The following is an 18,058-nucleotide window of genomic DNA, read 5'->3' on the forward strand; positions in this document are numbered from 1 at the left end:
GCTAAGTGGGATACCGGCCCGGCTCGTTCAGGCTGCGGGGCGTGTCGCACACCGCCCATTTCCGCTGGTAAAGCCCTTTAGTTCAGCCCGGCGTACGAGTGCAAACCACTGATAACGATGTTGATGATGAAGAGGTTGAAGAGCATTGCGACGAAGCCCGCGATGTTGATGTAGGCGGCCTTGGTGTCGCGCCAACCCGATGTCGCGCGGGCGTGGAGGTACGCGGCGTACAGGACCCAGGCGATGAAGGAGCAAGTCTCCTTCGGGTCCCAGCCCCAGAAGCGGCCCCAGGCGGCTTCGGCCCAGATGGCGCCGAGGATGACTCCGGCTCCGAAGAGCGGGAACCCGATGATCGTGGTCTTGTAAGCCAACCGGTCGAGGGTGCGAGCGTCGGGGAGCCTGCGGGCGATGGTGCCGAGGATGTTGTCGGATTCGGCGCCTTCGGGCTGGCGCAGACGGTAGAGGAACAGCAGGCTGGCTATGCCGGAGACCAGGAAGACGCCGCTGCCGATGCTGACGATGGTGACGTGGATGGGCAGCCAGAACGACTTCAGTGCGGGCACAACGGGTGCCGCGTCGGCATAGAGCACGGTGCCGGCCAGGAACAGCAGGATCAAGATCGGGACGAGCAGGAAGACCCACATCGAGCGGTAGCGCTGTTCGCGCAGGAACACCATGCCGACCACGGCGGCCGCGGCGGTCGCCATGGTGACGAATTCGTACATGTTGCCGAGCGGGAAGCGGTGGGTCGCGAAGCCGCGCAACACGATCGAGGTCACATGCAGGGCGATCGCGACGAACAGCACCGAGAACGCCATATTGCCTGCGCGTTCGGCGAACGGCTTGGCCTGCGGCGTCTCGACCCGACCGGGTCCGGTGGGACGATCGGAACCGCCGCCCACGGTCACCAGTTCACGCGCGACGACCTTCTGCGTCCGCGCCGCCGCGTACTGCACGATCAGCAGCACCAGCACCAGCGCGTACACGACGATCGCCGATTTGAAGGCGAGATCGCTGTACTGGGCGATGGTCTCGTCGATCGGCATGGTCACTCTCCCGTGGCGGATCGGTCATCGAGCAGGCGCTTACGCAGGCGATCGAATTCGCCGCCCCAGCCCGCCTGATCGGTTCTGGCGAGCCCGCCCATCTCTACTACGGTGCGTCGTTTGTCAACGGTACCCGCTTCGTCATCGGCCGGGTACACGCGGATCCAGATGCGTCGCCGCTTCACCAGCAGCGACACCAGCAGCCCGGCCATCATGGCCAGCGCGCTCACCAGCACCCACTGCTGCGCCGGATCGTGGGATACCTGCAGATTCACGAATTCCTGCGCACCGTCGAAGGTGACCTTGGTGCCATTGGGCAGCGTCGCCGACTCGCCGGGACGCAGGTTCACCCTGGCTTCCTTGGCCAGTCGCCCCTGCTTGACCTGCTCGGGATCCAGCACGAACAGCGACTGCGGCTTACCGGTATCGAGACCGGTATCGCCGCGATAGATGTCCACCGCGACGGCCGGATCGTTCATGGTCGGGAACGAGGATGTCAGCAGGCTGCCGTGCAGTAGCGCGGTCGGCGCGAACAGACCCTCGATGGCGATCTGGTTCTTTCGGCGCTCTTCGTCGGTTGCATACATGCCGCCGGGCGGATCGATCCGCAGCACACCGCTGGACAGGAAGGTCTGCGCATTGTCGGGCCGCCACTGGACGGTCTCGGTTCGGGTCTGACCATTCGGGAAGGTCACCGTGAACGTGGGCGCGAAACCGTGACCCTGCAGATACAACCGGTCCCCCGAGACGCGCAGCGGATGGTTCACCTGGATCTGCGCATCGCGCCAGGTATCGCTCTGCAGATCGCCGCCTGCCTGATATTCGATATCCGAGGTGAACATCTCGGCCTGACCGTTCTGCAGGTAATCGGCCTTGAAGTCCTTGACCCGCACGCACAATGGCGCCATACCGGTGCCGTCGTTGATATTGCCCGCCTTGAACGAGTCGAAGACGGCGGGCGAGGTAGTGCAGAAGCCGGGCCCGTTGTTCGCGATGACGATCACGCTGCCCTCGTAACCGAACAGCTTGCCGACCGCGATCGCGACGAGCAGCCCGACCAGGGCCAGGTGGAAGACGAGGTTGCCGAGTTCACGGGTGTAACCCTTCTCCGCGGAGAGGGTGATCTCGCCTTCGCGAGTGCCGTCGCGCACCTCGGTCCGCCAGCCGCGCAACTCTTTTCGAGCATGCTCGAGCGCGGCGTCCGGGGTGCCATCGATTGTCTCGGAGTAGTGGTGCGGCAGCCGAGACAGGTTGCGCGGCACCCGGACCGGCGGCGTGCGCAGCGCGCGATAATGGTCCAGGCAGCGCGGCAGAATGCAGCCGACGAGCGAAATGAACAGCAGCGCATAGATTGCCGTGAACCAGAAGCTGGAGAACACGTCGAACAGCTGGAACCGGTCCATCCACGGTCCGAGCGTCGGGCGGTCGGCGATGTACTGATCGACCTTGCCCTCGTTGAGGTTTCGCTGCGGCAGCAGTGCGCCCGGAATCGCGCCCAGAGCCAGCAGGAACAGCAATACCAGCGCGGTGCGCATGCTGGTGAGCGCACGCCAAGCATTGCGCACGAGCGCCCACGCGCGACCCGGTAGCGACTGGCGCGGCGGCGTCACCGGCGCCTCGGGTCTGTCGATCACGGTCATATCGGCAGCGTCACCTCGGAAACGAACCCGTCGCGCACCCAGGCGACGAACTGGTCCCACGCCCCCGTGACCAGCGCGATCCCGACCGCGACGAGCAATATGCCCCCGATGATCTGAATGGTGCGCGAATTGCGCCGCAGCCAACCGACCCCGCGCAACGCACTCGCCGACCCGAAGGCCAGGATCACGAACGGCAGCCCGAGACCGAGACAATAAGCGACGATCAGCGCGACGCCGCGCACGGCCGTCGTACCCTCGGTCCCGGCCGAAACCGCCATCACCCCGGACAGCGTCGGCCCGAGGCACGGCGTCCAACCGAGCGCGAAGACCGCGCCGAGCAGCGGAGCGCCCAGAATACTGGTGAGCCTGCGCGGCTCCATCCGCGTATCGCGCTGCAACGCGGGAACCAGGCCGATGAACACCAGACCCATCAGGATGGTGACCACACCGCCGACCCGTTGCAGCAGTTCACGATTCACGTTCAAGGTCTGGATGACGCCGAAAACCGTTGCGGTGGCGAGCACGAACACCACGGTGAAGCCCGCGACGAACAACCCGGCCGCACCGGCCACTCGGATCCGACCCGTCCGTGCCGCAGCCCGATCGACCGAAACCGCCGTGCCGCCAAGGCTTTTGGCCTGCGCCGCGGTGGCGGGCGGCGCCTCGGCGCCGACCAGCCCGGCCAGATAGGACAGGTAACCCGGCACCAGCGGCACCACACACGGCGAGGCGAACGAGACCAGTCCGGCCAGTACGCATGCGCCGAGCGCCAATAACAACGGCCCCGTCGCCGCTGTCTGCTGGAACGAATCACCCACTGCGGCAAGCACCATCAGTCGGTCTCCACCGGGGGTCGATCAGCACGCTCGGGCACCGGCGCCGCAGAGGTATTCGTCGAGGCGGGGGCGAAGTCCATCATGGAATCGGCCGCGGCGCTGCGCGGTACGGCGGCAACGCCGACCCAGCGGTCATCGACGGTCCAGACCCCGCGAACGAGACGGGCGGCCTGCCGCGGGCGACAGGCACGCGGGCTACGAGTACGGCGATCGCGAATCACGATTGCACCTTTCCTACCGCTCGCTATCGAGCGGGACGTAATTACGACATGGGCCGAACGGCTTGTGCGGGGTCACTGCGAACCTTCCGCGGCAATGCGTTCGACAATTGGTTGGAGGTCTTCCGCCAAGAGCGAGCGGAGGAAGACAGCGGCGACCCGATGTTGCCGATCCAGCACCAGCGTGGTGGGAATGACACTGGTCGGGAAGTTGCCGCCGAGCGCGAGCAGGGTGCGCATGGACGGGTCGTAGACGGACGGATAACCGACCTTGTTGTCGACGACGAAGTCCTGTGCCTTGTCCTGCTGGAAATCACGGACATTGATGCCGAGAAAGACGACGCCCCTGTCCTTGGTTGCCTCGTAGACCTTTTCGAGCGCGGGCGCCTCGGCACGGCACGGCCCGCACCACTGCCCCCACAGATTGAGCACGACCACCTTGTCCGGGAAGTCGGCGACCGAGGTGGTCTTGCCCGAGGTCATCAGATCCGGCCCGGCGAGCTTGCCGATGGTGCCACGCGCGGCGGGCGGATCGTAGAAAATATCGGTTTTGCCACCGGGCGAGACGAATTCGAACGTACCGCCGGAGGCCACCGCATCCTTCCCGGTCGAACAACCCGCGAGCGCGGCCACCAGGGCCACGCACGCGAGCAGGACCGGCGCGAAACGCCGGGCCGACGGCCGGGAAGAAGTTCTCATGCGCCGTGCACCGTGGGATCCGAACCGCCTGCGGGCTCGGAGTAGACGATGTCGACGAGGGTGTCGCCCTGGTAGACCAGCGAGGTCAGCGAGGCGAGCGAGCACTGCCGGTGCCGCGGATCGTGCCAGAGCCGCTGGCCCTGCAGGAACCGCCGCAGCGTCCAGACCGGCAGCTGATGCGAGACCAGTACCGCCTCGTGCCCGGCCGCCTCGACCCTGGCCTTATTGACCGCGGCCAGCATGCGGTGCGCGATCTGCAGATACGGCTCGCCCCAGGACGGGGTGAACGGATCGCGCAGCTTCCACCAGTGCCTCGGCTTGCGCAGCGCACCGTCGCCGACCGAAACCCGCAGGCCCTCGAAGGTATTACCGGCCTCGATCAGGTTCTCGTCGGTACGCACGAGCAGCCCGTGCTGACGCGCGATCGGCTCGGCGGTCTCCTGCGCACGCTGCAGCGGCGAGGCGATCACCACCGCGATGTCGTGGTCGGCCAGCGACCGCGCCACCGCACCGGCCTGCGACCGACCGGTCACGGACAGGCTGAACCCGGGCAGGCGACCGTAGAGAATGCCCTTCGGGTTGTGCACCTCGCCGTGCCGCAGCACGTGCACGATGGTCTCGGCGGTGTCGTCCTCGACGGCGTCGACCGGCGCGGCGGCATCGGACTCGTCGACGAGGGCGGCCGTTTCCGCGCTGTCGACAGGGGTATCTGGTAGTTCGCGCATTTCTGAATCTGGCTGGTCGGAACTCACGCGCGGGATCCTTCGGGGGTGGCGGCCGCGGCCGCATGTGCGGCGGCGGGCAGGGCGGCGGCGATACGGTCGAATGCGTCCTCGTCGAGCGCCGCGGAGACGAACCATGCTTCGAACGCGCTCGGCGGCGCGTACACACCGCCGTCGAGCAGCGCGTGGAAGAAAGCGGGAAAACGCCAGGTCTGGCTGGCTTTGGCGGCGGCGTAGTCGGTGACCGGACGGTCGGCGAAGAACACGCTCACCATATTGCCCGCGAACTGGACCTGATGCTCGACCCCCGCGGCACCGAGTGCCTCGGTGAACAAGCCGCCCAGCCGCTCGGCATTGCGATCGAGTGCGGCGTACACCGCGTCGTCGGCCGCACGCAGCGAGGCGAGGCCGGCGGCGACGGCAACCGGGTTCCCGGACAGGGTGCCCGCCTGATACACCGGACCAAGCGGCGCAAGGTGATTCATGATCTCGGCGCGCCCTCCGAATGCTGCGGCAGGTAGCCCACCGCTCATCACCTTGCCGAAGGTGTAGAGGTCACCGGCGACACCGTCGCGGCCGAACCAACCGGACCGGCTCACCCGGAATCCGGTCATTACTTCGTCCATGATCAGCAGCGCGCCGTCGTCTGCGGTCAGTTTGCGCAGGCCCTCGTTGAAACCGGGCAGCGGCGCGACCGCACCCATATTGCCCGCGGCCGCCTCGGTGATCACACACGCGATTTCACCCGGATGCGCGGCGAAGGCGGCGGCAACGGCCTCGATGTCGTTGTACGGCAGCACGATGGTGTCGCCCGCCTGCGCGCCGGTGACACCGGGCGAGGTCGGCAGGCCGAGGGTCGCGACGCCGGATCCGGCGTCGGCGAGGAGCGCGTCCACATGGCCGTGGTAGCAACCCGAGAATTTGATGATCTTGGCGCGACCGGTGTAGCCGCGGGCCAGCCGGACCGCGCTCATGGTGGCCTCGGTGCCGGAGTTGACCAGGCGGACCCGGTCCACCGGCGCCATTCGCTCGGCGATCAGTTCGGCGAGTTCGATCTCGGCTTCGGTCGGCGCGCCGAAGGACAGTCCGCCGACGGCCGCGCGCTGCACCGCCTCGACCACCTCGGGATGCGCGTGGCCGAGAATCATCGGACCCCAGGAGCACACCAGGTCGACATACTCGTTCCCGTCGACATCGATGAGTGTGCAGCCCTTGGCCGATGCGATGAATCGCGGTGTGCCGCCGACGGACTTGAAGGCCCGCACCGGCGAATTCACACCACCCGGAATCACCGAAGCGGCCCGGTCGAAGAGCTGAGCCGAGACCGGCACCGATGCCCTGGTCACGCGCGGAGAAGAACTCACGACGTCCAGTGTCTCAGCCCGATTGGAACGAGTCGACGACAGGGTGTAGTCGAGTGACGCAGACCGCAGGCACCGCACCCCTGCCGGCGCAACACGCCGATCATGGTTGCGGCCGATATCGGTCGCCGACCCATTACAGATGCGTAATCTCGGTGCGTCGTCGCACCATCTAGCCCATCGGGAGGGTCCAATGCGGTTTGCCGTCATCAGCGCCACGATCTTTGCCGCGCTCGCCGCCACCGTCACCTTCGGCACCGGGACCGCAGCCGCCGCGGATCCGGTCAGCCAGCCTGACCGGATCGGGCTGCATCTGGATCACGCGGAGACCGTGGCCCTCGGCGGCGGACCACTGCCCGCGTTGGTCACCATGGTGGTGCCGCTCAACCGGATCGGCGCTGGACTGAAGAGCGACACCGAGATCTACCGCGACGAGAACGGCGGAGTGCACGCCTCACTGCGCCAGGTCATCATGGAGGCGGCCAGTCATCCCGACGGCACCGTCACCGTGTACGTCAACGCGCCGGGCACGAGGGACGGCCGCACGCTGGACATTTACCAGAACTGGAACTAGCGGGACGGCAGCCGCCGGAGTGGGTGAACTCAGGTGTACATGCACGGCACCGATGCCGAGATGGTGTGCAGCTGGCACATGAAGTTGTTGTACACACCCGCCGAACCCGAATCGGGCACGAAGATCGGCGCGGGCTGGGCCACCTCGGTCCGAGGGTCGGACTGGGCGGCGGGTTCCAGCGGCAGTCCCGGCGCGGCCCATGCGGGCGCCGCACCGATCGCGGCCGCCACGACGACCGCCGCGCACACTTTCCCGGCAAAACGAATCACAAGCATTTCTCCCAGTCGACACAATTCGGATTCCGGCCGAAAGCATAACGGCCACAACAGTATTCACTGAATGCCGACCGTTGCACCTCGCGGCGCGGCACTTGCACGCTAGTGCAGTCGCGGCCGATGCGCCAGCGCATGTCCCGGATCGCCGTTGCGCCCGAGGTGCGGGCGCTATGAGGTGGCGCCCAAGCACAACCCGGCGAAACCGGTGGTCAGCAGACAGGCCAACGGGACCGGCAGCAGATTCAGCGGCGAGAACGATGGGATTATCGGCATCATGCCTGCGATGTTCCCGCGCAATTCGCGACCAAAACAGCCGAGGCGATGCCGATCGCCGGTGATTGCCCTGGTTCAGCGCGAACGCGCGGCACGCACCGTGCGCGCGCCGGCATCGATCGCGAGCACGCCGGCCACCATGACCAGGAAAGCGGCGAGCACCAACCACGGGGCGCTGTAGCGGGTGGAATCGAAGCCGGGCACGTCGCCCGACGGCGCGAAGGTGGTGGTGATCAGCCCATTGCGCCAGCTCACCACCGCAAGGACCGCGCAGCCGAGCGCGAGTGTCAACTCGACCAACGCCGGAAGCATCCGGTCACCGAGCGCAATCAAGCGTGTCAACGATCCGCTCCGTTCTGGCTGTCTTCGGTTTCCTCGGTCCGCGTCGGCACGTCGGCATCGGACCCACCGAGCGCTTCGGTGAGCGCGGCCCGCAGTCCGCGGTGATCCTTCGCCCACGCCTGCACCAGTTCACCACCGACGAGCCGCAACCCGATGCCCTTGCGACGGCGTGGCACCCCGCTCAATTCGCCGAGTGAGCGCGCCGATTCCCAATCCTCATCATCCCAGGAGTCCTCGTCCCGCTCGGGCAGCACCGCGGCGATGGCCGCCAGCGGCAGGGTCTCGGTGCCCTCGCGCAGCGTGTCGGGAGTCAGCTCGACGCTCACATGCCGCTGCCCCGCGATCACCTGCAGCACAACGAAACCCGCGATCAGCGCGGCACAGAAAATGAGGGCGAACCAGTGCACCTGATCAGCGCTCACCAATTCCAGAATCAGCACGATCAGACACAGCAATGGCCCGTAGACCACCGAACGCCAGCGCGCGCCCGGCTCGGCGAACAGGATGGTCGCGCCATCCGCGGAATCCGTCACACCATGCTCCCGGCCGCTAGCGACTGCTTGCAGGTCGCTCGAAAGGGCCAGCCGGGCACGGCGACGGAAATCGACATCCGGTCCCGGATCAGCCGACCGCGCCGGGCAGTATCAGCAGCGCGACGGTGACCAACGCGAACAGGACAAGCAGGCTCAGTACAAGCAGATCTCGTCGAATGCTCTGCGGCTGTTGGATCACCACTCGCATCGATGCCTCCGATCTCCCGGAGCCATCTGGTCGACGTACTTACAAAACGTAAGACAACGTGTAACAAATGACTTCCGGTTCCCATGTCCTCTGTGACAACCCTCACGATACATGCTGCCGATTTCTTGACAAACTCGCGGACGGCTCCAGCCTTCGTTCACCTGCGATTCATCTGGAAGTACGCGGTCGAGTCCGGACGGTGACTCAGATACACCGCGCCCGCCGCCAGCACGCCCTGCACGATCGCCGCCGCACCGGCCACCAGCGAGGCCGCTCCGGTTACCGCTTCCAGCGCGAACAGTGTGCCGACCGCGACCAGCACCAACCAGACGCCCACAGCAGTCAAAAGCGTCCGCGCCCAAAGCTTTCCGCGCACGAGCTGGTGCACGAACAGCAAGGCGAATGCCGCCAGCGCCAACCCGATCACCACAGCCACAACGAAGGCCAACGACACCATCAGCTCCGCATCGGCCATCGTGAAATTCGGATCGCCGACGTGCACCTGGTCGAACATCTTCTGCGCGAAATCCTTGCGCTGCTGAAACGCCGCGACAACCGAGCCGATCATCTGCAGAATGCCGAATCCGATTACGCCCCACCACAATTGCCGCGCGGTCCGAATATCCTCCGGCGGTTCGGGCCGCGGCAGGACAACGGGCCCACGCGCGTGCAGCCCCGGTGGATACATCCCGGGCGGATACGGCATCTGTGGATACGCCCCCGGCGGAATCGCGCCCTGCGGATACAGTCCGGACGGAACCGGCTCGGGCGGATGCGCTGCCGCCGGACTCGGACCGTGCGGATGCACTTCTGCGAGACTCGGAGCGTGTGAACTCGAATCCGCCGCCCCTGGCACCTCCGCCCCCTGCGACCCCGCAGCCGACTCAGCGCCCTGCGGCCCAGGCGGATTCGCACCCTGCGGATCCGAACCCGGGGAATTCGCGCCTGCAAGACTCGAACCAGACAGTTCCGCACCTGTGGGACTCGGACCGTGTGGACTCGAATCAGGCGCCTCGAACACCTCCGTCCCCTGCGACCCCGCAGCCGACTCAGCATCCTGCGGCCCTGTCGGATCTGCCCCTGGTGGATGCGCGCCCTCTGAAAGTGACACAGGGGAATTTGGTCCCGGAGTATCCGCCCCTTGTGGATACGAACCCAGAGACGCCGTCTCGCCCGACTCACGATCCGGCGAATTCGGATTACCCGGCTCGGGGGCGGAGGACTGTGATGTGGCCGATTCCGGGGTCGACGACTCCGACTCGGACTTCGGACTGCCGGATTCCGAACCCGGCGCCTCGGGTCTGAGCGGATTCGTCACGACAGCCAGTGCGCGGCCTCGGTCGCCCAGTAGGTGAGCACCATATCCGCACCGGCCCGGCGGATGCCGATGAGCGATTCCAGGATGGCGCCGCGGCGGTCGATCCAGCCGCGCTGGGCGGCCGCGGTGATCATCGCGTATTCGCCCGAGATCTGATACGCGGCCACCGGCACCGTCGATTGGTCGGCGACATCGCGCAGGATGTCCAGATACGACATCGCCGGCTTGACCATCACGATGTCCGCGCCCTCGGCCAGATCCAGTTGCAGTTCCCGGATCGCCTCGCGGCGGTTCGCCGGATCCTGCTGATAACTACGCCGATCCCCTTCCAGCGAGGAGGCGACCGCCTCGCGGAACGGACCGTAGAACGCCGAGGCGTACTTCGCCGCGTAGGCGAGAATGCCGGTATCGGTGCGCCCGACCGCGTCCAGTCCGCGCCGGATCGCGCCGACCTGACCGTCCATCATGCCGCTGGTACCGAGCAGATCCGCACCGGCTTCGGCTTGCGCGAGCGCCATCTCCACGTAGCGGTGCAGGGTGGCGTCGTTATCGACGGCACCGTCCGCGGACAGTACGCCGCAGTGCCCGTGATCGGTGAATTCGTCGAGACAGGTATCGGCCATGACCACCGTCGAATCGCCGACCTCGTCGGCGAGCGCACGCAGACCCCGGTTGAGAATGCCGTCGGGATCGCTGGCCTTGCTGCCGGTGGCGTCCTTGTCCTCGGGCCGCGGCACACCGAAGAGCATGAGCCCGCCCACGCCCGCGGTGACCGCCTCGACCGCCGCCTTGCGCAGCGAATCCATCGAATGCTGCAGCACGCCCGGCATCGAGCCGATCGCGCGCGGCTCGTCGAGTCCGTCGGCGACGAACATCGGCAGCACCAATTGCCGTGGCTCGAGAGTTGTTTCGGCCACGAGACGACGCAGGGCGGGGGTACGGCGCAACCGCCGCGGGCGGTCCAATCCGGTCATAACCGCACGATACGCCCGGCCAGAATGCGAGTCACAAGCGGCGGGTGCGCCAATGGAGCAGCGCGCCGGGAAGCCCGGCGGCATCTGCATCTTTCCGCCGCCGAACGGGCCGCCGACCAATACCGTCGAACCCGCCATATATCCGAGGTCGTCGCCGCACAGCGCAGGGATCGCGCGGGCGATCTCCGCAGGTTCGGCCATCCGGCCCAGCGCGGACACATTCTGTGGACCTCGAGCATCCTCGAGCACCGCCCACATCGCATCCGGCAGGCCGTCTGGTCGGATCAGCGCGGTATCGGTGGCGCCCGACGCGATCGCATTGACCCGGATGCCGCGCGGGCTTGCACCACACCATCCCGTTAAGGATGTCTCGAGGATTCGATAAGCCCGCTGCGCGAGACTGCGGGCCACCCGGCGGTCGCCGGGGATTTACCGGTGCTCGAAGAGTGCGGTGCGAGGGGCGGATGATGGTGGGGTGTGACCGGCCTTGTTCCAGGAGTACGCGATGACCGAATTCGCGACGCCCCCGCGGCGACGCACCGATTGGGAAGGTCTGCGGAGACTGGCGCGTGGCGGGGATTCGAGCGTGATCGTGCAGTTGGCGCAGCGGTTATCGGAGGCGGGTGAGACGGCCGAGGCCGAGCAGTGGTTCCGCCGCGCCGCCGCCCGAGGCAGCGGACCTGCCATGGCAGGCCTCGGCGCATTGCTCGCGGCCGATGGCCGGATCTCGGATGCGATTCGATGGCTGGAGTTCGCGATCGCGGCCGGTTGTCCAGGGGCGGATCAGCAATTGGGCACGTTGTATCTGGAGCGCGGAAATCTCGACGCCGCCGAGTTGTGGTTCCTGCCCGCGGCCGAGGACGGGCTGCCGGAAGCGCTGTGCAATATGGGTGTTGTCGCGAGTCGTCGCGGTGTCGACAATGAGGCGCGGCACTGGTACGAGCGGGCGGTGCGGGCCGGAAGTCCAACGGCCATGCGCACTCTCGGCGTATATCTGGCGCGCGACGGTGAAATCGAACGAGCGATCACGCTGCTGACCGAGGCGGTCCGGCGCGGTCGCGACGACGCCATGGCCGTACTCGGCGCGATCTTCCTCGACCACGGTGACTGGGTCGAGGGCGAGCGATGGTTGCGTCGCGGCGCTGAAGCGGGAGATGCTGATTCGATGTTCCAGCTCGCGCGATTCCTGCGCGAGCAACCTGTGCAGAAGGACAATCCCGCGGCAAAAGCGCAGGCGCACAAGGATGCCCGCTACTGGCTCGAACGCGCCGCAATCCTGCGCCACCCCCAAGCGCTCGAACGCCTACACGGACTCTGAAACGCACGCCCGCGAACAAATCATCCGCCCGGATAGCCGGTCTCACGGCCGGGCACCGCGTACCCGAGCCCTCGGTTCGAACTCGGGGTTGCCCAGATCACCGCGCGGTTCGCCGCAGCGTACGAAAGCCCTTGTGAGCGGGCGTTTTTGTCGGTGGGCAGGAGTAAAATCGAAGGCGTGTTCGAGGAATCGCTCCGGGTTCCCGATTGCGACGGGAGGACGCCACCGTGCCCAACACCGCACCGAAGTCGAAGGTCGCCGCTAGCGATTGCTTGCAGGTCGCTCGAAACAACACAGTTCGGCCCTATGTTCCGCTGCAGAAGCGGCCGCTGCCCACCGGCCGGCCGCGCAAGTGGTACATCTCGCACAATCGGCGACTCAAGGCGATGCGCCTGACCATCGCCCTGCTGGACTCCGGGATCTACCTGCCGAGCCAGGCCAGCAACGAAAGGATCCGACGCACAGCCGAACTCATCGATATCCGCCCGCCGTCCGACACCACCTGCCGTTTGGTGCGGACCCTGATGCGCTACAGCCGCTGATCAACGGAGCTCGACGGTTGCGGCGGCTCCGTTTGCGCGGCGAGGGAGCCACCGCTAGCGACTGCTTGCAGGTCGCTCGAAAAGGTCTGCTAGCGACTGCTTGCAGGTCGCTCGAAACAGCCCGCACTCTCGCCGCCCAACCGGGTAGGCCGACGGATATCTAGCGGCTGCGGCGGCTCTTCTTGCGCGGCGGGGGCAGCAGGCCCTCGGCGCGCAGGCGGGCCGCATGCTCGGCCAGCGCCTCCACCAGCGGACCGACCTGGGCGACCTCCGGCTGCACATCCACGCGCAGACCGAATTCGATGGCCGTCTCGGCGGTCTTCGGGCCGATGCACGCAACGATGGTGCGCGCGTGCGGTTTACCCGCGATACCGACCAGATTGCGGACCGTGGAGGACGAGGTGAACAGCACCGCGTCGAAGCCGCCGGTCTTGATCATCTCGCGGGTCTCGGCCGGCGGCGGCGAGGCGCGCACCGTGCGGTAAGCGGTCACGTCATCGATTTCCCAGCCGCGGTCGCGCAGACCCTCGGCCAGGGTTTCGGTGGCAATGTCCGCGCGCGGCAACAGGACCCGGTTCACCGGATCGAAAACGTCATCGTAGGGCGGGAAGTCAGCGAGCAGGCCCTCGGAGGACTGTTCGCCACTCGGCACCAGCTCCGGGTTGATGCCGAACGAGCGCACCTTGTCCGCGGTCGCCTCGCCGACGCAGGCGATCTTCACACCGGAGAAGGCCCGCGCGTCCAAACCGAATTCGGCGAACTTCTCCCATACCGCGCGCACCGCATTGGTGGAGGTGAACACCACCCACTGGTAGCGGCCGTCGACCAGACCCTTGACCGCGCGCTCCATCTGCGCCGGACTGCGCGGCGGCTCGACCGCGATGGTCGGCACCTCCATCGGGATGGCGCCGTGGGTGACCAGTCGCTCGCTCATCTCGGCGGCCTGATCCTTGGTGCGCGGCACCAGCACGGTCCAGCCGTACAGCGCCCGCGACTCCCACCACGACATCTTCGACCGCTGCGCGACCACCTTGCCGATGGTCACCACCAGCGGACCGACCAATTCGGAGGCCGCACTGTTGAGCGTGGCCAGGGTGGCCTCGATGGTGCGCTGCTGGCGGGTGGTGCCGCGCACCGTCACCGCGACCGGGGTCTGCGGCGCCATACCGTGTTCGACCAGCGCACTCGCGGTTTCGGCCAGATGACCCGAGGTCGCCGACAACACCAGCGGGCCCGGCGCGGCGGCCAGAGCGGCCCAGTCGACCTCACCGCGCACATCGGCCTCGGTGTGCCCGGAGCCCAGCGCGATACCGGCGAAACTCGGCACCGCGGAACCATTGGGCAGCCCCGGCAGCACCTCGAAGACCATATGCGAGCGCGTCACCGCATTGACCTCGGCGATCACCGAATCGGTCGTCAGCGGATCACCCGCGACCACCCGGACCACGTCATGGCCACCGCGGGCCTCGGCGATCAGCGTCTTGGCCACCTCGGCGGGGTCGCCGAGCGCGGGCCGCACATCCACCGGGCGTTCACCGTCCTCGCCCGGCTCGACCGCGATACCGATCAGGGCGAGCACGCCCTTGTCGACATCGGGATCGGTGAATGCCAATGTCGCCCGCCCCAGCACCTCGCGCGCACGCACTGTCAGCAGTGCCGCGTCGCCGGGCCCCGACCCGACAAACAGGATCCGTCCTGGATGCTTCTTGTGTGCTCGGCTCATGCCCGCACCTCGCTAGCGCTCGGCACGGCCATGCCCGAAGGCGCTGTGCTGTTGATTCGCTCGCTTCGCTCGCTCATCGGCTGTTCTCCATTGGGCTGGAATTGGAAAAGTCAGTGGGCGGGTTAACCGCTGCTTCCGGCGTGCTGAGCAGCTCGCGGGCGCCCAGATCGAGCAGTTCCCGGGCCAACTCGCGGCCGAGCTCCGCAGCGCGCTCCGGAGCGCCGACCACGGAGGCTCGCAATACATCGGAGCCGTCGACGGCCGCCGCGCAACCGCGCAGCGAGAGTTCGTCGATAATTCTGCCGTCATCGTCGAGCGATTCGACGACCTCGGCGATCGCGCCGATCGGCACGGTGCAACCGGCCTCCAGTTCGGCCAGCAGCGACCGCTCGGCAATGACGGACGCACGGGTCGCGGCGTCGTCGAGTTCGGTCAGCGCCTTGATGAGTTCGCTGTCATCGCTGCGGCATTCCACCGCCAACGCACCCTGCGCGGGCGCGGGCAACATCTGCACCGGCTCCAGCGCCTCGGTGACCACGTCGAGCCGGCCGATTCTGGCCAGTCCGGCCCTGGCCACCACGACCGCGTCCAACTCCCCCTCGCTGACCTTTCGCAGCCGGGTATCGAGATTGCCACGTAGCGGCACGATGTCCAGACCGAGTCCGAGGGCACGCAATTGGGCGGCGCGGCGCGGCGCGGAGGTGCCGACCTTGGCACCGGCGGGAAGTTCACCGAGCACCAGACCATCGCGCGCCACCAGTGCGTCGCGCGGATCCTCGCGGGGCGGGATGGCCGCGATGGTGAAACGCGGATCCTGTGCGGTCGGCAGGTCTTTGTACGAATGCACCGCGATATCGATATTCCCGGCGGCCAGTTCGTCGCGCAGTGCCGAGGTGAAGACGCCGACACCGATCTGTTGCACCGGATCCGAGGACAGATCGCCCGCGGTCTTGACGACCACCAGCTCCGCGTCGTGTCCGGCCGCGATCAGGTTGTCGCGGATGGTGCCCGCCTGCGTGAGGGCGAGCAAACTGCCTCTGGTGCCGATCCGCCACGGCACGCGAATGCTGCCTGCGGTCACGTTTTCCTCTTCCTGCACAACTGTCATGCCGTCTGCCCCTGTTCTTCGCCGCGGTGTCCGGCGGTGAAGTCGTCGGCCAGCGTGATCTCGCTGCCGCCGACGATCGCTTCCTGGTCGAGGGAAATATCGCCGAGGAAGCGGATCGCGGTATGCTCGTCGCTGATCGAACTGAGCTCCATCGGAGCCGCAACCGCTTGCGCCGCACCGGGTTTGAGCTCGAACAGTTCTCGCAGCGCCTCGGCGTAGGTATCGCCGCCCGGGGTGGAGGCCAACTGTTTGACTCGCACCGTCGGCGCGTGGAGCAACTTGTCCACCACGCGACGCACGGTGCGCGCCACCTCGTCACGCTCCGGATCAGCCAGTCCGGGCAGCCGGGAATCCAGCCGCAGTAATTCGGCCTCGACCACCTCGGCCGCGCGCTGCCGCAACGCGGCAACGGTCGGGGTGACCTCCGCCATGCGCTGGCCCGCAAGGTATTTCGCGAGTTCGTCGGCGACGATCGAGCGCGCGGCGGCGGTATCGTCGGCGGCCGCACCGGCCGCCGGATCGCGCTGCAATGTCTCGATATCGATGACGGTGACACCGGGCAGTCCGGCTACGGCGTGTTCGACATCGCGCGGCAGACCGAGATCGCAGAACACCAACGGCCGTTCCACCCGGCTGGCGCGCTCACGTTCGGCGAGTGCGCGATGGGTATCGGCCAGCGTCACCACCGCGCCGACCGCGCCGGTACAGGTGATGACGACATCCGCGGCCGCCATCGCCTCGGTCAGGCGCGACAGTTCCATCGAATGAGCTTCGACACCGTGACTGCGCGCGGTCGCGGCGAGCCGCTTGGCCCGGGCCGACGTGCGATTCACCACGATGATGCGGCCGATGCCCGCCCGCGACAGATGCGCCACCGCGAGCCCGCCCATCGCCCCGGCTCCCAGCACGACGGCGGTCTGCCCGGCGAGCGGGCCGAGCACATGCTGCGCCCGATCCAGCGCCACCGAAACCACCGACGCACCGGCCCGGTCGATACCGGTCTCCGAATGCACCCGCTTGCCGACGCGCAGCGCGTGCTGCGCGAGTTCGTGCATGGTCCGCCCGACCGCCTGCTGGGCATCGGCGGAGGCATAGGCGCCACGGATCTGGCTGAGCACCTGCTGCTCGCCGATCACCATCGAATCCAGACCGCTGGCCACCGCGAACAGATGCTCGGCGGCGGCCTCGCTGTAGCGGACGTAGGCGTGTTTGGTCAGATCCGGCAGCGGCAGTCCGGAATGTTTGGTCAGCAGCTCGCCGACCTCGGCGAGGCCGCCATGGAAGGCGTCCACCACTGCGTAGACCTCGACGCGGTTGCAGGTGGAGACGATCATCGCCTCGGACACATGGCTGGAGGTGAGCATTCGATCGATCAGTTTCGGCCGGTCCGCGTCGGTGATCGCGACCTTCTCCAGAATCGAGACGGGCGCGCTGCGATGCGAAATCCCGACCAAAAGAATGCTCATGGTGTGACCACCGATCCCTTGCTGGATGGCTCCGTTGCCGAATGCGAGGACGTCGAGTGCTTGAGCGCCGGATGTCCGGCGGCAGTGTGCGCGGGCGCGCGGTGGGCGATGCGGCCGGAAACGGCGTGTGCGACCTCGGGCAGCGGCGGCGCATTGCGTGCGGTCTCGAACGACAGCATCTGCAACTCGACCGCCAGATCGACCCGGCGCACCTCCACCGTCTCCGGTGCGGTCAGCTCACATGGGGCAAAGCTCAGAATCGACTGCAGCCCGGAGGCGACCAGCAGATCGCAGACATCCTGTGCCGCGTCGTCGGGCACGGTGATCACCGCGATGGTCGGCTTCAAGACGTCGATGGCCGGGGCCAGATCCGCGACATCGCCCACCACCAGACCGGCGACCGACCGGCCGATCACCTCGGGATGGCTGTCGAACATGCCGACCACGGTGAAGCCGCGCCGCCGGAACCCGCCGTAGCCCACCAGGGCCCGGCCCAGATTTCCGGCGCCGACCAGTACCACCCGATGTCCCTGCGAGAGCCCGAGCACATCCTCGATCCTGGTGCGCAACTTGGCGACGTCATAGCCGACACCCCGAACACCGTTGGGGCCGAGGAAGGAAAGGTCCTTGCGCAACTTGGCCGAATTGACACCCGCCGCGACAGCCAGTTCCTCACTCGATACGATGGCAACACCGTCGTCGGCCAACATGGCCAGGACCCGGAGATAGGTGGCCAGCCGCGCCACGGTGGCTTGGGGGATGTCCTTCTGCAGAGCCCTGCCGGAGACGCCACTCGGCGCCTCATGCTGCTCTGTCACGTCGTCGGCTCCTCGTTCCGGCCTCCGGCGAGGTCCGGTTCGTCGTTCGACCTCGGGCCCGGGG

At 67.2% G+C, this 18,058-nt stretch carries 19 protein-coding genes and 1 pseudogene; 3 read left to right on the top strand and 17 right to left on the bottom strand.

Annotated features, from left to right (window positions below; translation table 11 throughout):
- Positions 1–77: 77 nt before the first annotated feature.
- The 7 genes from ccsB to hemL all read right to left on the bottom strand — a co-directional run bounded on the left by ccsB (position 78) and on the right by hemL (position 6,525).
- Complete coding sequence (gene ccsB / locus ON44_RS30155) at positions 78–1,046, bottom strand: c-type cytochrome biogenesis protein CcsB (protein WP_040696187.1); 969 nt, start codon at positions 1,044–1,046, stop codon at positions 78–80.
- A gap of 2 nt (positions 1,047–1,048) precedes the next feature.
- Positions 1,049–2,686: a cytochrome c biogenesis protein ResB gene (resB, locus tag ON44_RS30160; protein ID WP_040696190.1), complete on the bottom strand. Its 1,638-nt coding sequence runs from the start codon at positions 2,684–2,686 to the stop codon at positions 1,049–1,051.
- Positions 2,683–3,519, bottom strand: a complete 837-nt coding sequence (locus ON44_RS30165) for a cytochrome c biogenesis CcdA family protein (protein WP_040696192.1) — start codon at positions 3,517–3,519, stop codon at positions 2,683–2,685. Before ON44_RS30165 ends, resB begins: the two co-directional genes overlap by 4 nt.
- Positions 3,519–3,743: a hypothetical protein gene (locus ON44_RS30170; protein WP_040696195.1), complete on the bottom strand. Its 225-nt coding sequence runs from the start codon at positions 3,741–3,743 to the stop codon at positions 3,519–3,521. The genes ON44_RS30165 and ON44_RS30170 overlap by 1 nt, the downstream gene beginning before the upstream one ends.
- Before the next feature lie 72 nt (positions 3,744–3,815).
- Positions 3,816–4,439 (bottom strand): TlpA disulfide reductase family protein, encoded by a 624-nt coding sequence (locus tag ON44_RS30175; RefSeq protein WP_051182599.1) that lies wholly within the window; start codon positions 4,437–4,439, stop codon positions 3,816–3,818.
- Positions 4,436–5,191: a histidine phosphatase family protein gene (locus tag ON44_RS30180; RefSeq protein WP_245567394.1), complete on the bottom strand. Its 756-nt coding sequence runs from the start codon at positions 5,189–5,191 to the stop codon at positions 4,436–4,438. The genes ON44_RS30175 and ON44_RS30180 overlap by 4 nt, the downstream gene beginning before the upstream one ends.
- Complete coding sequence (gene hemL / locus ON44_RS30185) at positions 5,188–6,525, bottom strand: glutamate-1-semialdehyde 2,1-aminomutase (protein ID WP_051182600.1); 1,338 nt, start codon at positions 6,523–6,525, stop codon at positions 5,188–5,190. The genes ON44_RS30180 and hemL overlap by 4 nt, the downstream gene beginning before the upstream one ends.
- A 190-nt stretch (positions 6,526–6,715) precedes the next feature.
- On the opposite strand from hemL, the gene ON44_RS30190 reads away from it, so the two are divergent.
- Positions 6,716–7,096 carry a hypothetical protein gene (locus ON44_RS30190; RefSeq protein WP_040696200.1) on the top strand — a complete coding sequence of 127 codons (381 nt, stop codon included), beginning with the start codon at positions 6,716–6,718 and terminating at the stop codon, positions 7,094–7,096.
- 29 nt (positions 7,097–7,125) lie between these two features.
- Here the strand turns inward: ON44_RS30190 and ON44_RS30195 are convergent, their stop codons facing one another.
- From ON44_RS30195 to ON44_RS52885, 6 genes and pseudogenes are all read right to left on the bottom strand, one after another.
- Positions 7,126–7,365, bottom strand: coding sequence for a hypothetical protein (locus tag ON44_RS30195; RefSeq protein ID WP_157187355.1), 240 nt, complete (start codon positions 7,363–7,365; stop codon positions 7,126–7,128).
- A gap of 354 nt (positions 7,366–7,719) precedes the next feature.
- On the bottom strand, positions 7,720–7,986 hold the full coding sequence (locus ON44_RS30200) for a hypothetical protein (RefSeq protein ID WP_157187356.1): 267 nt from the start codon (positions 7,984–7,986) through the stop codon (positions 7,720–7,722).
- A complete protein-coding gene (gene mce1N, locus ON44_RS30205) occupies positions 7,983–8,519 on the bottom strand; it encodes a transport-regulating membrane protein Mce1N (RefSeq protein ID WP_245567395.1) in 537 nt (178 codons plus the stop codon). Before mce1N ends, ON44_RS30200 begins: the two co-directional genes overlap by 4 nt.
- A 365-nt stretch (positions 8,520–8,884) precedes the next feature.
- A complete protein-coding gene (locus ON44_RS30210) occupies positions 8,885–9,535 on the bottom strand; it encodes a hypothetical protein (RefSeq protein WP_083898222.1) in 651 nt (216 codons plus the stop codon).
- A gap of 506 nt (positions 9,536–10,041) precedes the next feature.
- Entirely contained in the window at positions 10,042–11,019 is a 978-nt protein-coding gene (gene hemB, locus ON44_RS30215; RefSeq protein WP_040696256.1) for a porphobilinogen synthase, read from the bottom strand.
- Positions 11,020–11,142: 123 nt separating this feature from the next.
- A pseudogene (locus tag ON44_RS52885) lies at positions 11,143–11,430 on the bottom strand (SDR family oxidoreductase); the annotation flags it as partial.
- A 94-nt stretch (positions 11,431–11,524) separates the two neighbouring features.
- On the opposite strand from ON44_RS52885, the gene ON44_RS30220 reads away from it, so the two are divergent.
- Positions 11,525–12,337 carry a tetratricopeptide repeat protein gene (locus ON44_RS30220; protein WP_040696208.1) on the top strand — a complete coding sequence of 271 codons (813 nt, stop codon included), beginning with the start codon at positions 11,525–11,527 and terminating at the stop codon, positions 12,335–12,337.
- Between the two features lie 227 nt (positions 12,338–12,564).
- Complete coding sequence (locus ON44_RS30225) at positions 12,565–12,879, top strand: hypothetical protein (RefSeq protein WP_245567396.1); 315 nt, start codon at positions 12,565–12,567, stop codon at positions 12,877–12,879.
- Positions 12,880–13,039: 160 nt separating this feature from the next.
- Here the strand turns inward: ON44_RS30225 and ON44_RS30230 are convergent, their stop codons facing one another.
- The 4 genes from ON44_RS30230 to ON44_RS30245 form a co-directional block, all read right to left on the bottom strand.
- Complete coding sequence (locus tag ON44_RS30230; protein WP_040696211.1) at positions 13,040–14,602, bottom strand: bifunctional uroporphyrinogen-III C-methyltransferase/uroporphyrinogen-III synthase; 1,563 nt, start codon at positions 14,600–14,602, stop codon at positions 13,040–13,042.
- A gap of 73 nt (positions 14,603–14,675) precedes the next feature.
- Positions 14,676–15,710, bottom strand: coding sequence for a hydroxymethylbilane synthase (gene hemC / locus ON44_RS30235; RefSeq protein ID WP_040696213.1), 1,035 nt, complete (start codon positions 15,708–15,710; stop codon positions 14,676–14,678).
- Entirely contained in the window at positions 15,707–17,176 is a 1,470-nt protein-coding gene (locus tag ON44_RS30240; protein WP_040696215.1) for a glutamyl-tRNA reductase, read from the bottom strand. The genes hemC and ON44_RS30240 overlap by 4 nt, the downstream gene beginning before the upstream one ends.
- Entirely contained in the window at positions 17,173–17,994 is an 822-nt protein-coding gene (locus ON44_RS30245) for a redox-sensing transcriptional repressor Rex (protein ID WP_040696261.1), read from the bottom strand. The genes ON44_RS30240 and ON44_RS30245 overlap by 4 nt, the downstream gene beginning before the upstream one ends.
- Positions 17,995–18,058: the final 64 nt, after the last annotated feature.

The organism is Nocardia vinacea NBRC 16497 (genome assembly GCF_000308835.1).
Lineage (GTDB): Bacteria > Actinomycetota > Actinomycetes > Mycobacteriales > Mycobacteriaceae > Nocardia > Nocardia vinacea.

Excerpts from the sequence above, each read along its gene's own strand:
- ON44_RS30175 (WP_051182599.1), bottom strand. The coding sequence starts at position 4,439 with ATGAGAACTTCTTCCCGGCCGTCGGCCCGGCGTTTCGCGCCGGTCCTG.
- ON44_RS30190 (WP_040696200.1), top strand. The coding sequence starts at position 6,716 with ATGCGGTTTGCCGTCATCAGCGCCACGATCTTTGCCGCGCTCGCCGCC.
- ON44_RS30240 (WP_040696215.1), bottom strand. The coding sequence starts at position 17,176 with ATGAGCATTCTTTTGGTCGGGATTTCGCATCGCAGCGCGCCCGTCTCG.
- ccsB (WP_040696187.1), bottom strand. The coding sequence starts at position 1,046 with ATGCCGATCGACGAGACCATCGCCCAGTACAGCGATCTCGCCTTCAAA.
- hemB (WP_040696256.1), bottom strand. The coding sequence starts at position 11,019 with ATGACCGGATTGGACCGCCCGCGGCGGTTGCGCCGTACCCCCGCCCTG.
- ON44_RS30220 (WP_040696208.1), top strand. The coding sequence starts at position 11,525 with ATGACCGAATTCGCGACGCCCCCGCGGCGACGCACCGATTGGGAAGGT.
- ON44_RS30165 (WP_040696192.1), bottom strand. The coding sequence starts at position 3,519 with ATGGTGCTTGCCGCAGTGGGTGATTCGTTCCAGCAGACAGCGGCGACG.
- ON44_RS30230 (WP_040696211.1), bottom strand. The coding sequence starts at position 14,602 with ATGAGCCGAGCACACAAGAAGCATCCAGGACGGATCCTGTTTGTCGGG.
- hemC (WP_040696213.1), bottom strand. The coding sequence starts at position 15,710 with ATGACAGTTGTGCAGGAAGAGGAAAACGTGACCGCAGGCAGCATTCGC.
- resB (WP_040696190.1), bottom strand. The coding sequence starts at position 2,686 with ATGACCGTGATCGACAGACCCGAGGCGCCGGTGACGCCGCCGCGCCAG.